This window comes from Microbacterium sp. IEGM 1404, from assembly GCF_030056775.1.
Taxonomy (GTDB): domain Bacteria; phylum Actinomycetota; class Actinomycetes; order Actinomycetales; family Microbacteriaceae; genus Microbacterium.
This window is the reverse complement of record NZ_JASHKP010000001.1, coordinates 50,343-64,957: the sequence shown is the minus strand read 5'-3', so window position 1 is coordinate 64,957 and position 14,615 is coordinate 50,343. Positions and strand designations below refer to the sequence as shown.

At 71.1% G+C, this 14,615-nt stretch carries 16 protein-coding genes; all 16 read right to left on the bottom strand.

Translation table 11 applies throughout. From position 1 onward, the window contains the following. Nucleotides 1–30 precede the first annotated feature (30 nt). The 16 genes from QM517_RS00320 to QM517_RS00245 all read right to left on the bottom strand — a co-directional run bounded on the left by QM517_RS00320 (nt 31) and on the right by QM517_RS00245 (nt 14,586). Complete coding sequence (locus QM517_RS00320) at nt 31–1,503, bottom strand: SCO6880 family protein (RefSeq protein WP_283284330.1); 1,473 nt, start codon at nt 1,501–1,503, stop codon at nt 31–33. A 3-nt stretch (nt 1,504–1,506) separates the two neighbouring features. Continuing rightward, the gene (locus tag QM517_RS00315; protein ID WP_283284328.1) at nt 1,507–2,913 is read right to left on the bottom strand and encodes a conjugal transfer protein TrbL; all 1,407 of its coding nucleotides are present in this window, start codon (nt 2,911–2,913) and stop codon (nt 1,507–1,509) included. A 34-nt stretch (nt 2,914–2,947) separates the two neighbouring features. Continuing rightward, nucleotides 2,948–3,217, bottom strand: coding sequence for a DUF6112 family protein (locus QM517_RS00310; protein WP_045249057.1), 270 nt, complete (start codon nt 3,215–3,217; stop codon nt 2,948–2,950). A 71-nt stretch (nt 3,218–3,288) separates the two neighbouring features. Further along, a complete protein-coding gene (locus QM517_RS00305) occupies nt 3,289–3,555 on the bottom strand; it encodes a DUF6112 family protein (RefSeq protein ID WP_259977970.1) in 267 nt (88 codons plus the stop codon). Next, complete coding sequence (locus QM517_RS00300) at nt 3,555–4,727, bottom strand: M23 family metallopeptidase (RefSeq protein ID WP_283284325.1); 1,173 nt, start codon at nt 4,725–4,727, stop codon at nt 3,555–3,557. Before QM517_RS00300 ends, QM517_RS00305 begins: the two co-directional genes overlap by 1 nt. Before the next feature lie 4 nt (nt 4,728–4,731). After that, the gene (locus QM517_RS00295) at nt 4,732–5,424 is read right to left on the bottom strand and encodes a hypothetical protein (RefSeq protein WP_259977971.1); all 693 of its coding nucleotides are present in this window, start codon (nt 5,422–5,424) and stop codon (nt 4,732–4,734) included. A 34-nt stretch (nt 5,425–5,458) separates the two neighbouring features. Next, the gene (locus tag QM517_RS00290) at nt 5,459–6,538 is read right to left on the bottom strand and encodes a ParB N-terminal domain-containing protein (RefSeq protein WP_259977972.1); all 1,080 of its coding nucleotides are present in this window, start codon (nt 6,536–6,538) and stop codon (nt 5,459–5,461) included. Beyond that, entirely contained in the window at nt 6,535–7,371 is an 837-nt protein-coding gene (locus tag QM517_RS00285; RefSeq protein WP_259977973.1) for a hypothetical protein, read from the bottom strand. The genes QM517_RS00290 and QM517_RS00285 overlap by 4 nt, the downstream gene beginning before the upstream one ends. A 92-nt stretch (nt 7,372–7,463) precedes the next feature. After that, nucleotides 7,464–7,871 carry a hypothetical protein gene (locus QM517_RS00280; RefSeq protein ID WP_283284322.1) on the bottom strand — a complete coding sequence of 136 codons (408 nt, stop codon included), beginning with the start codon at nt 7,869–7,871 and terminating at the stop codon, nt 7,464–7,466. Further along, the gene (locus QM517_RS00275) at nt 7,868–8,488 is read right to left on the bottom strand and encodes a DUF2637 domain-containing protein (RefSeq protein ID WP_259977975.1); all 621 of its coding nucleotides are present in this window, start codon (nt 8,486–8,488) and stop codon (nt 7,868–7,870) included. Before QM517_RS00275 ends, QM517_RS00280 begins: the two co-directional genes overlap by 4 nt. A 29-nt stretch (nt 8,489–8,517) precedes the next feature. Continuing rightward, a complete protein-coding gene (locus QM517_RS00270) occupies nt 8,518–9,414 on the bottom strand; it encodes a bifunctional DNA primase/polymerase (RefSeq protein WP_259977976.1) in 897 nt (298 codons plus the stop codon). Between the two features lie 173 nt (nt 9,415–9,587). Continuing rightward, nucleotides 9,588–10,718: a helix-turn-helix transcriptional regulator gene (locus tag QM517_RS18540; RefSeq protein ID WP_259977977.1), complete on the bottom strand. Its 1,131-nt coding sequence runs from the start codon at nt 10,716–10,718 to the stop codon at nt 9,588–9,590. Then, the gene (locus tag QM517_RS00260; RefSeq protein WP_259977978.1) at nt 10,715–12,238 is read right to left on the bottom strand and encodes a multicopper oxidase family protein; all 1,524 of its coding nucleotides are present in this window, start codon (nt 12,236–12,238) and stop codon (nt 10,715–10,717) included. Before QM517_RS00260 ends, QM517_RS18540 begins: the two co-directional genes overlap by 4 nt. After that, the gene (locus QM517_RS00255) at nt 12,235–13,254 is read right to left on the bottom strand and encodes a DMT family transporter (protein WP_259977979.1); all 1,020 of its coding nucleotides are present in this window, start codon (nt 13,252–13,254) and stop codon (nt 12,235–12,237) included. Before QM517_RS00255 ends, QM517_RS00260 begins: the two co-directional genes overlap by 4 nt. Continuing rightward, nucleotides 13,251–13,538 (bottom strand): DUF2933 domain-containing protein, encoded by a 288-nt coding sequence (locus QM517_RS00250; RefSeq protein ID WP_259977980.1) that lies wholly within the window; start codon nt 13,536–13,538, stop codon nt 13,251–13,253. The genes QM517_RS00255 and QM517_RS00250 overlap by 4 nt, the downstream gene beginning before the upstream one ends. Then, the gene (locus QM517_RS00245; protein WP_259977981.1) at nt 13,528–14,586 is read right to left on the bottom strand and encodes a type II glyceraldehyde-3-phosphate dehydrogenase; all 1,059 of its coding nucleotides are present in this window, start codon (nt 14,584–14,586) and stop codon (nt 13,528–13,530) included. The genes QM517_RS00250 and QM517_RS00245 overlap by 11 nt, the downstream gene beginning before the upstream one ends. Nucleotides 14,587–14,615 lie beyond the last annotated feature (29 nt).

The following is a 14,615-nucleotide window of genomic DNA, read 5'->3' as shown; positions in this document are numbered from 1 at the left end:
GCGTGTCGGAGGACAGGTGCGCACGGCCGGTCAGACGGTGCGGCACAGCGGCAGCGCGGCAGCGGCGAACGCCGCGGCCTGCTGCCCGACCAGGCGGCGCGTCTCGCACGACGCCTGGATCGCGGCCTGCTCGAGGGCGGAAACGGCCGCCTCCAGCTCATCGAGCGTCGGCGCGGATACGGCAATCAGGCCCGTGTAGCGCAGGATGCCGTGGCCGCTGGTCAGGTCCGCTTCCTGCTGGAGGACGTCCTCGAACTCAGCGGACTGCTGCGCATCCTCGATCTGACCGATCCGCTGGCGCTGGTGCGCGTCGCTGATGTACTCGGTCTTCTTTTTGCGGATGTCGCGGGCGGCCTGGTCGGAGCGGATCGGGGTCGCGATCAGCGAGAACGCGCGCCGCACGCCCGAGGACAGCAGGATCGGGGCGAGGAACCCCGGATACACCAGCGACCTGGGCCATTCGGTGATCCACAGCACGGCGTGGAAGGCGGAGTCCGAGCGCAGGTGCTGCCAGCTCTCGGTGATCGCGACGGGGCCGGCTGTGGCGAGGTCACGGCCGAGGTCGCGGTGTCGTTCCAGGGTCGCCGCGACGGCGGGGTCATACGCCGAGCGCAGTATCACGGCGATCTCGCCGGGAGCGGCCCACTCGGAGGGGGTCAGGTCGGCGGCGCGCAGCGCCGCCGTCAGCGTGGTCATCTCCTGTCGCAGCACCGCGGCGGCGCCCTTCATCCCGCCGCCGGCGGTGCGGATCGCGCGGGCCGAGGTGCGCAGGTCGAGCGCGACCGAGAGGGTCGTGGCGTGCCGTTCCCCGGCGGGGCCGGCCCGGTCGATGAGCTCGGCGTAGGTGTTCGAGGTCCATGAGCCGTCGACGCGGCCGTGCTCGGCCCACCACTCGGCCAGACCGCTGCCGGAGTCCGGCAGCGTCCGCTCCAGCACCTGCACGCGGGCGAGCCGTCCCGAGCGGCAGCAGGTCGCGAGCACCCGGCCCCATCCGGTGACGCGGCGCTCCTGCTCGCTGGGGTCCAGCAGCACGAACGCCGGATGCGTGACGGTCAGCACCGCCGTCAGCGTCTGGGCATGCGGGTCGTGGATCATCGCCGCGTCGGTGGCCGGGTCGAGGTACTCGCGCAGCGCCGCGGCGTCGCCGGGAAGCGCGAGGGTGCCCGCCGGGCGTGGCTTGACGATCCGGGCGCGGAACATGAGCTGCCCGCCGGTGGTGCGCCAGATCCAGCGCAGCGCGATCGGCACCCACTCGATGAGCTTCCGGCCGCCGGCCGGCACCCAGGCCAGCACGGCGCAGAGCAGGCAGATCGGGGCGGCGTAGGCCAGCAGCATGCCGCCGCCCATGTAGAGGGCGACGACGATCGACAGGGCCGCGACGGCGAGCACGAGCAGTTGCGACAGCGACAGGCCCAGCAGCACGCCGCGGCGGGTGAGTCGGGAGAACTTGACCGGGTGCAGTTCGGGCTCGTCGCGATGGCCGGCGCGGGTTCGGGATGCCATGACCTACTCCTTCTTCGCCGGGGGCTGCGGGCGCGCCGGCGGGTCGGGCTGGCGCGGCGGCGGCGATGCGGGCGCGGCCGGCCGTGACGGCGCGGCCGGGGCGGGTGGGGTGCTCGGCGGGGTCGTGGCCGGCTCGGCGGCGTCCGCGTGTCCTCCGGCTGCGGCGGCGACGGCGTTGCCGGCCTTGGGGCCTGCGGTCGCTGCGGCGCCGGCGACCTTGGCACCGACGACGACGGCCGCACCGACCGGCCCTGCGGCGGCGGCGCCGCCGGCTGCGGCTCCACCTCCCGCCGTGGCACCGGCCCCGGCGCCTGAGCTTGCGGCGGCACCGCCGCCCGCGGCGGGCGCCGCGCCTCCGGCCGCCGCTCCGGCTCCGCCTCCGGTCGACGGCTGCCCGGTGGGCGCAGGGGGCCGGCCGCCGCCGGAGGGGCCGTCGCCGCCGTCGAGGATCTTCTTCGGGGACGCCCCGTTACCACCTCCGGTCGGCACGGGCACGGGCCTGTTCATGGCCGATTTCGCCTCCTGCTCGGCCGACATCGCGTGGTACATGTCGAACCCGACGAAGGAGATGAACTTGTACGTCATGTACGGCGCGAACGCGGCCACCAGCATGAGGACGACGCCGGCGATCGGGTCGCTGATGGAGGCGAGGTCGAGGTCGATCGGCTGGGAGACCTGGGCGATGGCGACGAGGAACACGACGACCAGGACGAGCTTGGACAGGATCAGGGCGAGCACAAAGGTCGCCCACTTGCCGAACCAGCCACGGGTCGCATCCCACGATGCTCCGGCGAGGGCGACCGGGGCGAACACGATCGCGACCAGCAGGAGGGCTTTGCGCACGAGCAGGGAGAACCACACGATGGCGGCGGCGGAGATCGCCAGGCCCGCCAAGAAGATGGTGATGATCGCCCCGACACCGGGCGCGGCGATGTTGATGCCGGCGAGCGCGCCACCCAGAAGGGCGATCTTGTCGCCCATGTCCTGCATGGAGTTGCCGGTTGCCTGGACGATGCCGATGCACAGCTGATCGGTGATCTCCAGCAGCGTCCCGGTCAGGGTGAGGGCGACGAAGGAGCCGAGCACGGATTTCGCCAGCCCGAGGGCAGCGCGCGGGAGGGCGCCGGGGTCGCGGCGGATCAGGCCGGTGATGAGCTGGAGGCAGAAGAAGACGAGCATCACGAAGATCGCGACGCCGAACAGGAGGTTGTAGACGCCGACGTACTCGGCGCCGGTGACGTCGACGAGGGTGGTGGTGTCGAACACGCCCCACACGGCTTGGAATAGCCACCCGGCGGCGGCGCCCATCGCCTGGGCGAGCCAGTCGAATGGGGCCGCGACCAGGGAGGCGACGCCCTCGCCGACGGCATCGCAGACGCTGGAGATGACGGGGATGTCGCACACGCTCATGAGCGCCGCTCCCGGTGCGCGCTCGCGCGGCTCCTCATACGCTCTGGCCCACGTTCCAGAAGAAGTTGATGAGGGTGACGCTCGCGCCGCAGATGATCGCGGCACCGCAGCTGACCAGGACGCCGACCTTGCCGCGCGAGGCCAGGTGGGGGTTGCTGCTGTTCGCGCCGAAGCCCCAGATGATCGCGGAGACGATCAGGGCCAGGACGCTCAGGATGAGACCTACCGTCATGATCGCGCCGACGATGGTGCGCAGCTGCTCGATACCGGGCAGGCCGGTGCCGTTGGGGTCGATGTCGATCACGGTGGGACTCCTTGACGTTCGCGAGGGATGTGTTCTCGCGAGTCAGGTGCGCGGCACATCCCGCCGGGGCTTCAGAGCCCGGAGCCGAGGGTGATGAGCCAGTTCAGCCAGGCGACGCCGGCTCCGGCGAGCACGGCGGTGCCGATCGCGACGAGCAGCCCGGTTCGGGCGCGTGTGGCGGTTTGGTAGTTACCGTGCGAGGCGGCGAGCGCCCAGGTGATCGCGCAGACGACGAGCATCAGCACGGCGATGACGAGCACGAACATCAGCAGGGCGCCGATGACTTGGGGCAGGTCCGCCGCGCTGGCGGTGGCGCCGAAGTCGGGGAACACGTCCATCAGGCAGCCTCCGGGCTCGGCCTGCATGCGGAGGTGCTGGCGGCGTCCAGGTCGAGCGCGCCGCGCTCGGCCAGCCACGGCTCCGAGTCGACGGCGGTGCCGCCCCCGCCGCCTTCGCGGATCTCGAAGTGCAGGTGCGGGCCGGTGGACTGTCCGGAGGAGCCGACGTCGCCGATGTGCTGCCCGGCGCTGACCGTCTGCCCGTTGGCGACATAGATGCCGTTCTCCCACATGTGCGCATAGGCTGAGGCGACCCGCTGCCCGCCCACGGTGTGCTCGATGACGATGAGCCCGCCGTAACCACCGGAGTAGCCGGCGTGGGTGACAATGCCGTCGGCGATCGCGAATATCGGGGTGCCGTCGGCGGCGGCGAAGTCGGTGCCGGTGTGCATCGACCGCTCGCCGGTGATCGGGTGAACACGCATCCCGAATGGGTCGGTGCGCACCCATGTCCCGGTCGGAAGCGGGAACACGACCCTCGTGGTCTCGGGCACGATCGGCGTGGCCGAACCGCCTCCGCCTCCGCGCGGCAGCGCGGTCAGCACACGCAGGATCGTCTCGGCGACGGGTCGGTAGTTCTGATAGCGATCCGGGTAGGCGCTGACCTCGACTGCCTGCGCCGCCTCGCCGGGGTCCATCTGCTGCCAGCCGGGGATGTCGAGCAGACCCCTCGGGCTCGGGTAGTTGGGGCCGTCCGGCCCGCCGTAGAACGCGCGCGCCTGGTAGTCGGGGTCCATCAGCTCGGCGACGGTTCCCCACCCGGAGGCGGGCCGCATCTGGAACAGGCCGAGGCTGTCGTGGTCGGCCCCGTTGCCGTCGTTCGGGTAGTCGCCGGACTCGGGGTAGGCGCCGGTGTTGGCGAGCATCCGCAGCCGGGACTCGGTGAGCGCCGCCATCAGGGCGATGACGACGCCGGGCGCGCCCACGCCGCTGGTGCGCCCGCCGACCGTGATGATCGTGGCCGCATGGGTCAGTTGCGTGCGCGTCAGCGTGATCGAGGTGCCGTCGGCTGCGGTGGCAGTCAGCTCGTCGGGGATGGCCCCGACCGTCAGGGAGCCGGGCAGGCACGCTGCAGCCTGGGCGGCGGGGGTCATCAGCAGTCCGACCGCCAGCAGCGCCGGGGAGGGGCCGACGAAGATCAGCAGCGCGAGGGTGATGGCAAGCTTCTTCATGCCGTCACCGCAGCGGGTTGTCGAGCTGGGACAGGCGCAGCAGTCGGCACGGCCCGGTGGAGAACTCCGGCGCGGGCGGCGAACACACGATGAACGCGGTGAACGCGACCGGATGCTCGGAGGTGATCTGCTGCCCGTTCCAGATGCCGGTGCGGTGCCGGGTCGCGTCGATCGTGAACGCCGTGGTGCCCGGCAGCAGTTGGCCGGGGCGGGCCTGCGCGAGCGCGTCAGCCCAGCCGTCCGGGACGCCGATGCTGTCGATGGTGAGGCTCTGCCTCGTGGCGTAGCCGCGCAGCTGCGCCCACGCCGAAGTCGTCGGCAAGTAGCCGGCGATGTCGGAGGCGAGGCCGTTCTGCTCCCCGGTGGTCGTCTCGGCGGCCTCCAGCAGCACGTCGGCGATGTCCAGCGGTCCGTAGCTGGCGCCGGCGTCCCAGGTGAACAGGGTCGCCGCGACCGAGCGGGCGAACCGCTCGGGGTCGTGCGTGAGCCGCAGCGCGGCGGGCTCGTCCGCGGCGGGGAATGTCTCGACCGGGGCAGCCGTGGATGAGGTGCTCGGCGGCGGGTCGACTGGGGCGTCGCGGCGGGGACCGGCCAGCAGCCCGTACACGCCGACGCCGGCCAGGATCAGCAGCAGGCCGGCGGCGACCAGCGCAAGGATGACGCGTAGCCGGCGTCCGGGTCGAGGGGTCAGCTCCATGCTGTCCAGGTGCGCGGGGCGTCCCCGCGCACGGTCACAGCGCGATCAGGCGACGCGTGCGCGCCGAGCGCATCTGCTCGGCCAGCTCGTTCAGCGCGTCGAGGACGGCCTCGAACTCGGCCCACTGTTCGTCGTCGAGCGTGGCGGCGAGTTCAGCCGGATCGAAGTGCGACGTGAAGCCGGCCAAGTCATCGACCGTGGCGACGAACACCCGCACTGGATAACGCGCCGGCTCGTCCTGCCCCTGCCCTGGGACCGGGTGCGGCCGGCCCGGTCGGCGCTTGGTGGCGGCACGGACACGGGCCAGGGTGTCGGCAGCGACCCGCTCCAGCTCCGCTGCGCGCACGGTGGATTGCTGGCCGCGCAGCCGCGCCAGCGCACGGGCCGCCGCGTCACGCACGCCGCCGGGCTCGGTGTCGTCCTCGGCCAGGCGCTCCAGCTCGGCGAGGGACTGCTCGGCCTGCGCGCGCCGGTAGGCCGGGCTGACGGGTCCGCCCTGGCCGATCGCGTCCAAGCCGGCCTGGGCGCGCTCGCGCACGGACGCCGGCTGGGCGTCGTCGGCGGCCAGCTCCTCCAAGCGTCCGATCTGCTCCAGCTTCGTGTACCCCTTCTTGCCGGTGACCATCAGCGCCGCCCGCTCACGGACGTCCCCCGCCTCCCCGTGCGGTGCCGTCGATTCGACGGCACCGTCTGACCTGGGGTTTCTTCCTTCGGAGGTGAACCGGGTGGCCTCCTGGCGGCGTGCGGCGTCCGCGGCGAGCTCGGCGCGCAGCTCCCGGTACAGCGACGCTTTCTCCAGGTCGGTGTAGTCCAGGCGCAGCTGGTTCTCGTCCTGCTCGGCCAGCAGCAGAGAGAGCTTGTCGGAGATCCCGGTGCGCACCCACACGTTCACGGTCTTCAGCCCGAGGTACTGCGCTGCCAGGTAGCGGCGCCCGCCGCAAATCAGTAACCCGTCGGGGGTGATCGTCAGCGGGTGCAGGAACCCTTGCCGGCGGATCGACTCGGCCAGGCCGGGGATGTCGCCCTGCTCTTGCCGGTGCCGGTAGCCCATGCGGATCGCGTCGAGCGACCATTCCAGTTCGATGTGTCCCGCGGTCGGGTCGCTCGCGCTCATGTCAGCTCGCCACCGCGCACGGTGATCGGGTTGGCGAGGATGATCGTCAGCGCCAGGTCGTCGTCGGCGGCGATCTCGGCGACCGGATACCCGCGGGTCAGACGCAGCAGCACCCCGCGGCCGGTGTTCGTGGCCACCAGAGTCGGGTCAGGGCTACCAAGCACGACGCGTAGCAGCGTCGTCCACGACACCCGCGGCATATCCAGCAGCGCGCGGGCGTGCTTGTCCCGACGCAACGACTCGTAGGCAGCCCGCCGCGATCCGGTCTCGATGAGCCGTCCGCTGATGTACTCGATCGCCGCGCGGGTGACGTCCTCGGGCCAGTCCAACGCGACGAACAAGGCGATGGTCTCCTCGAGGGCGCGGCGGGCCTGCTCGGAGCGGTCGTCGCTCTCGTCGTCCGTGTCCTCGGGCGCCTCGACGCGGAACGCCGGGTGGTACTCGGTGATCGAGGTCTCCCGGTCGGAGAACCGCTCGGCCTCATGGAAGCCGGAGTATTCTGCGCGTCGCGCCTGATGGGTGGAGCACAGCATCCCGGCGGCCTGCTCGTCGGCCTTCAGGGTGATGTCCACGGCGCGGGTGACAACCGCCCAGGGGTCGTCGGCGCCGCGCACCGAGGACGTGCGCATCGCATCGAACGCGGCCGGGGCTGCGTCCTCGGGCTCCTGGCGGTGCTTGCGGGCCAGGCCCGCGTACTTGCGGATCGTGTACTGCATCAGCGCCGCCGCCTCCGGGTCGGTGCGCCAGGCGCCGGGGCCGGCGTCGTGCAGGCGGACGAGCAGGACGCGAAGTCCCTCGCTCGTGGCGAACGCGGGCTGAGTGGTTTGCAGCATGATCGGGCACCTCCTGTACGTCAGGCAGGTACACGGACGCTCCCCAGCGGCCGGCCGGACGCTGGGGAAGCGGTGCATGCTGGGGCTCCGGCCTACTTCAGCTCGAGGGGTTCGAGCGAGGTCTGTGCGGCCGGGGTGTTCACACCGAACGCGGTCACCGGGGCGAGCCGGTGCGAACGCCGCGCGATCCCGCGACGGGACACCGCGACTGCGTTCGACGGCAGCCGGCGTGCCAACTCCGCCTGGAAGTCGATGCCCCGGCCCGAGGCGCGCCCGCTCAGGCTGACGAACAGATCGGTCGGCCGCACCCACGCGACCGTGCTGCGCCCCGTCGCCGCATCCGGAGCCGGTCCCGGAACGGCCTGACGGGATGGGTCGCCATGCACCGCGAACTCGGAGACGTCCGGCTCTGGCCGCTCGATGGGGGCGCGGGTCGGCTGCGAGCCGGCCTCACGCGATTTGTCGTGAGGCGGCTGCGCGTCTCGGATCGCGTCGCTCATGGTTGCGTTCCTTCCGTGTCGGCGGTCGCGGTGATGGCTATCGGAGAGGTACGCGCTCCGAGCCATCGTCCGACAGTCGAGGGATGCACGCCGATGTGCCGGGCGATCCGCTTGTTCGACCAGCCCTCATCCCGCAGCACCACCGCGAGCTCCCGCCCGGACGTCGGCGGGTCCGTCTCCGCGACCGGCTCGACCTCGACGGCGAGCGCGGGCTCGGCGACGCTCTGCTCGGACGGGCCGGCCGGGCGCGCGCGGGTGAGGACGACGGTGAGATGGGTGATCGCCAGCAGCACCAGCGGCGGCACGGCGGCCACGGAGGCGGCGAGCACCGCCGGCACGTCGGCATCGGCGGCGACAATCGCGTGGATCGCGTTCGCGGTGACCGACACGAGCGCCCCGGCCATCAGCAACAACCACGGATACCAGGCCGTTCGCTGCCCGGCCAGGGCGACGACCGCGACCGTGGCGACGACGATGATGCCGTCCACGATGAGCGGCCACGCCCACGCCTGCGCGTCGTCGATCCCGGAGCGGCGCGCCAGATCCGCCAGCGCCGTGAAGGACAGCCAGAACGCGCCGATCGCGATGAACACCGTGCCTGCGATGGCGGTGCCCACAACGAATCGCCGCACCTGGGGCTGACCGTTCACAAGGCCGCCCGGATCGAGGGCTGCACAGCGACCGGGGACATTCCGGCAGGCACGGGCCGGGCCGCGGCCTGCGGGTGTGCGATGCGATACGCGGAGCGGATCGTCGTAGTGATCTCGGGAACCGGCAAGCCGGCGCGTTCGGCGGCCGGCCCAAGGACGGCGTGGGCGTCGGCGGAGGGGACGCCGGCCTCGGCGGCGCGGCACGCGGCCCAGAACAGGGCACGGTTGCGTTCGCCCTCACCGCGCGCGGCAACCCAGCGTGCCAGCCGATCGGGGTCGAGGTCTCCGACGCGCTCCCGCGGCCCCGCCCACGGGACCGGCTCGGGGCGCGGGTCCAGCAGCTCCCGCAAGGCGCGCGCGTCGACCGGCGCGCCGTCGGAGGTCGCGGTGGCGACCACCGTATAGGAGCGCTTCCCAGCCCGCCCGATCACCGTTGAGGGCGGCACGACGATGTAGCCGCCGTCGCCACGGAAGTCGATGTGCGCGGCCGGCGCCTGCCAGGAACGGTGCGGATCGTCCGGGCTTGCCGGGTAGTAGGCGTGCAGCCCGCCGGACGGGGTGCGCACGAGCGCGGCCCATCCGTCGACCAGGCCCTCGCGCTGCGCTCGCCCGAACGCGACGTATCCGGTTCCGGCCGGGTGGACGTCGACGTCGACCACCTCGAAGCCCGAGACCGCGCCGGTCGGCACGCCGATGTTCGCGGTCGGCCAGCGCCGCCACCACGCGGCCACCTGTCGCAACTCGGCGCTCGCGTCATGGAACCCGTGCTCGGTGCGCGGCTCCTTCCCCAGACGCCGGCACGGGAAGACGGGGACGCCGGCCTGGGCGAACGACCTCGCCGCATCCGACAGCGGCATCGCCGCGGCGGCGCGTAGCACGACGCCGATGTCCATAGCCGGCCTCCTCCCTACGCCCCCGATACCAGGGCTCGCTTCATGGCTTGCGACCATGAGGTGCGCGAGGTTCACCACGCAGCAGGCAGACGGACGATCAGCGAGTACGCCCGTCAGGTGCAGCGGTGAACCTGACGTATCAACCCGGCCTACCGGGAGGGCGCAGAGATCGTCTAGGAAAGCCGCCGAATGTGCGCGTCGCGGCGCGAATCACGCGACACCGCACGAGTTACGGGCTCAAGGACCGGAGTGAGGGCGCACACACCACGGCACGACTCGCACGGCATGGCGCCGGTGCAAGAAGGGTGCGGATGCCGCCGGTACTGCGTGGGGGTGATTCCGAAGCGCTTGCGGAACCATACTGCCGCAACTCGCGCGTCGTTCCATCCGACTTGCCGGGATGCATCGGCGATCGGCAGGTCGGTTTCCTCGATCAGTCGCGTGAACTCCGTCAGGCGGGTCTCGATGAGGAACCGCATGGGGGCGACACCGACCTGCTGGGTGAAAACGCGTGTGAGATGGGCGCGGGAGACGGCCACCTCCGCGGCGAGCCTGCCGACCGTCCACGGCTCGGTCATGCGCGAGCGCAGCAGGACGACCGAGCGGCGCACGGGGCGAGCGATTGGCGGCTGCGCGAGCCGGCCGCGCACCGGGAGGACGAACCTCTCGGGCACGGCGCCGTCGTCGGCGAGCAGCGTCGGTAGGGCAATCTCGACGGCGCGGGAAAACAGAGAGATCAGTCGGGTGGTCGCGACCTCCGGTGGCGCGGTCTCGTTCACGAGGCTGATCTGGCGCCACAGCGGTTCGATGCGGTGCAGGATGTCCACGCCAGGCTGCAGCACGAGTGCCGAGCCGTCCCAGGCGTCAGGATGCACGCCCGGACGGACGCGCGTGGTGTCGGCGAGCACCCATCGCATGTGGGAGCGGAGGAAGGACTCGTCGAAGTAGAGCGTCCATAGCCGCACAGTCGGGTCTGGGCGCACTGAGCACCACATGCCGGCCCCGAGAGCCATCGCGTAGCCCGGTGTCAACTCGTGGATGCCTGTGGCTGTCTCAATATGTGCGGCGCCCTCGAGGACGTGGACGATCTTGGCGTGCCCAAACACGGCGCGGTGGATGCGTTCGGCGCGGACGCTCTCCACCGCCGACAACGGCGGACCGGCCGGCCGGCCAATAACGTAGCCGCGGCCGGTATCGTCACGATCCCGCAGGGGTGCGACCGCATCCCGTCCGATCAATGGCGCCGTCACGCGTTCATCGACACGACCAGTTCCGTGGCCTCCGGAAGGTTGCGCCGTGGTCACGCCCGATAGCCGATGACAGTGGTCATGCCGGTTTCGGCGTGGTAGATGTTGTGGCAGTGGGCGACCCAGAGACCTGGGTTGTCAGCGTCGAAGTCGACGGTGAGGGTCTGCTTGGGCAGGACGATCGAGGTGTCTTTCCGCGGGCCGCCACCTTCATGCTGGTAGGTGTGACCGTGTAGATGGAATGGGTGCCACATCTCGGTGTCATTAGTGATCGTGAACCGGACGCGTTCGCCTTCGCGGATCTCGTGCGCGCCGTCGAGGGGCTGATTCATATCGAACCGTCGCCCGTCGATGCCCCAGTCGTATTCGGCCATACCTCCGGTGAGAGTGATCGCCACGGTCCGATCGGGCTGCCGTGAGGACAGCGCAACGCTGCTATCTGACGTCAGCAGCTGTGCGGTCCCGATCCGGCTGCTAGTGAGCTCCGGGATGCTCACATCGGCCGTCGGTGCTGCCGCGGCGCTGCCGGTGCGGATGACGGCGAAACCGCGATCGCGTTTGCCCTCGGCCTGAGCGATGAGGGGGAACGCGCCGTCATCCAGGGTAATGATCGCGTCGTAGCGTTCGCCCATGCCGATGAGGATGCTGTCGACTTCGACCGGTTCCACGGGGAATCCGTCGGTATGGGTGATGGTGAGCGTGTGACCGCCGATGGCGATGCGGAACGCGGTGTCGCTGCCGGCGTTGATGATCCGCAGCCGCACCTTCTCGCCGGCCCGCCCGGTGAACTGGGTCGGGTCGGCGGGGGGCTTCCCGTTGACGAGGTAGAGGGGATAGTAGACGTCGCCGGCGTCGCCGCCGAGCAGGTCGGAGGTGGCGCCCATGAGGGTGTTGCCCATCCGCATGAACATGTCGCCCATCCCGCCCATGTCGCCCATCCCGGCGGACAGCTCGTCAAGGACGTCGTCGGGGGTGGCGGTGACGCCGTCGAGCCAGTCGTCGAGGATGATGACCCACTCGTCCTCGTACCCGCCGGGCTCGGCGGGGTCCTCGACGATCAGCGCCCCGTACAGGCCACGGTCCAGCTGCACCCCGACGTGGGGGTGAAACCAGTAGGTGCCGGGATCGGGCGCGATGAACTCGTAGTCGAAACTGGCCCCGGCCTTGATGGGCTGCTGGGTGACCGGCGGGACGCCGTCCATGTCGTTGCGCAGCGCGAGCCCGTGCCAGTGCACGGAGGTGTCCGCCTCGAGCTGGTTCCGGACGGTGGCCTTCAGAGTGTCTCCGGCGCCGAGACGGATCACGGGCGCCGGAACAGACCCGAACGCCCAGGTCGGCGCGGTCGCCCCGGCTAGGTCCAGCACGGTCGGGGCGGCGGTGAGGGTCGCGGTGGTGACCTTCCCGGTGCCGCCGCGGCGCCGCTCGGCGCCTTGGACCTGGGCGCCGTCGGGCTGCACCCAGTTCGCCGCCGGCGCGCAGGATGCCAGCGCGACCGTCGCGACGGCGCCAATGCTGACGCCGAGGAACCCTCGCCGAGTTAGGAGGAAGCGGGGGCGTGGGGCGGGCGACGGGTTCATCGTTGTTTCCTTTCCGGCCGGGAGCGCGGGCCGTGGTTTTCGTCAGGGAGGCCGTCCGGGTCGGACGTCGCATGATCGGCGGAGGCTCGTGGGGCACGATTGCCGGTTGCCGTGACGGCCGAGGGCTCTGAGCGCCTGGATCCGATGGCGAGCAACGCCATTGCGATAAGCACGATCACGGTCCCGATCCAGCCCCACAGGCCCGGGTCCTCGCGCAGGATCAGCAGCGACAGCAGGATCCCGAAGACCGGCACGAGCAGCGTCCACGCGGCGAGGAGGTCGAGCCGGGCACGTCCGATCTCGGTGAACCAGGCGACCGTGGTGGCGGCGGTGCCGACCAGTGATAGGAACAGCAGGGTGAGGATGAACCGGATGTTCCAGTCGATCGTGGGCGGCCCTTCTGTGACGGCTGCGGTGCCGGCGAGGATCGCACCTCCGATGAGCAGCTGAGCTGCCGCCACGATTCGGACGTCTGCGTGCACGATCCGGCCGATGAGGGTGCCTGCGGTGATCGCGGCGGCGGACGTCAGTGAGAGCCACGCTCCGGTGCCGAGCCCGGAGGGAAGGACGATGATGAGTAGGCCGGTGAAGCCCAGGCCGATCGCGGCGATCGCGGCCGGGGTGGGACGCTCGCGGTAGAGCCACCACGCGGGCAGCAGGATCAGGATCGGCTGCGCGTTGGCGAGCACCGTGGCGATCCCGGTCGACAGTCCGGTGGCGGCGACGAACATCGTCGCGAATGCCAGGGCGATGTTCACCAGTCCGAGGCAGCCGATCAGTGCCCATGTCTTCGGGTCGCGGGGAAGAGGTGCCCGCTGGATGCCGGCGACGGTTGCCAACGCGACCCCGGCGATGAGGGCTCTCAGTGCCGCGAGCCACAGCGGCGGGGCGTCTTGCAGGCCGACGGTGATCGCGACGAAGCACGACCCCCAGGCGAGCGTCACCCACAGCATCCGCAGCGGTCGGGGATGCCCGTGCCGGCTGGCGTGCGCGAGGGGGCGGACGACGGTGTTCACGACGAGTCTCGCGTGTCGATACCGCTGTCGCCCCCGTGGCGCCGATGATCCGAGTCGTGGCCGCCGGTGTGGTGGCGGTGGCCGAACAGGTGCATGGCGGCCATGCCGATGATCGCGACGTAGGGCAGCACTGCGACGACGTGGGGAAGGTGGTCGATGAACAGGTAGATCGCGATCCCGAGCACGGAGATCCCGATGATCAGCCACGCCGTCACAGGCATCCGTCGCCGCGGGCCGCCTTCGCCGGGATGGTCGGCGGAGTGCGGTTGGTGATCACCGGTCATGGCCTGGCTCCGCCGCCGCTGTGAGGAAGTCCTGGCGCATGCCGAGGCTCTCGTCGGTGAGGCGGATCGAGGTCGCGGCGTCGGGGACGGTGCCCGTCAGCGCGCGGATCGCGTCGATCGTCTCGGGCACGACGATGGCCTCGTTGTAGACCTGGTAGGCGAGGTAGGCCTCGCTGCCGTTCACGGTGACCAGGTCCTCCCACACCGCGACCTCCCACATGTCTCCCCGGGGGCGGCCGAGATCGCGCATCAGCTCGACGGTGGAGTTGAGGGCGACCAGGCCGTCGGACATCCGGATGAACGCGATGCGGGGCGCGGCGCGCAGAGCGTCCAGCACCTCGTCGCGGGTCGCCTCCCGGGTCAGCTGCAGCGTCCAGTAGTGGCTGTGGGTCTGCGTGTGGGCGCCTTTGGCGGCGATGGTGACGACATCGAGTCCGGGGAGCACGGTCTGTGCGTCGGGGCCCTGATGAGAGGGGATGGTCGGTTCCGGGACCATCGTGTTCATGACCCCGCCCAGGTGCGACTCCCACGGATCGGTGGCGCGGCGGATGAGCACCCCACGGGCGCGCAGCAGGAGTCCGGCCGCATCCAGCGCGCCGAGGATCCGCACGATGCTGGTGGTGTTGCAGGAGACCACCCGGGTGCTGTCCCTGCCGATGGCGCTGGCGTAGTTGGCTTGGGCGACGAAGGAGTGGCCGGTGGTGGAGTGGGACTCGCCGCCTTGGAGGACCACCTTGACGCCGAGGGCGCGGTAGCGCTCCAGGTTCCCCGCTGCCACATGCTTGGGGGTGGTGTCGACGACCACGTCGCACTGCGCGAGAAGGTCGTCGAGCACTCCCCGTGCGGTCACGTCGGCGGCCCGCATGGCCTGCTGCGCCTCGATGGTGGAGGCGAACACGGGCAGGCGGTTCGCTGCGGACTTGATCCGCCAATCGGTGGCGATGTCCGCGACGCCGACCAGGTCCATGTCCGACTGCAGCAGGACCGCGTCGGCGACGCGCTTGCCGATGACGCCGTAGCCGTTGACACCGACTCGAATGGTGTTCATGTGCGTGCCTTTCTGATGAGGGATGGGAA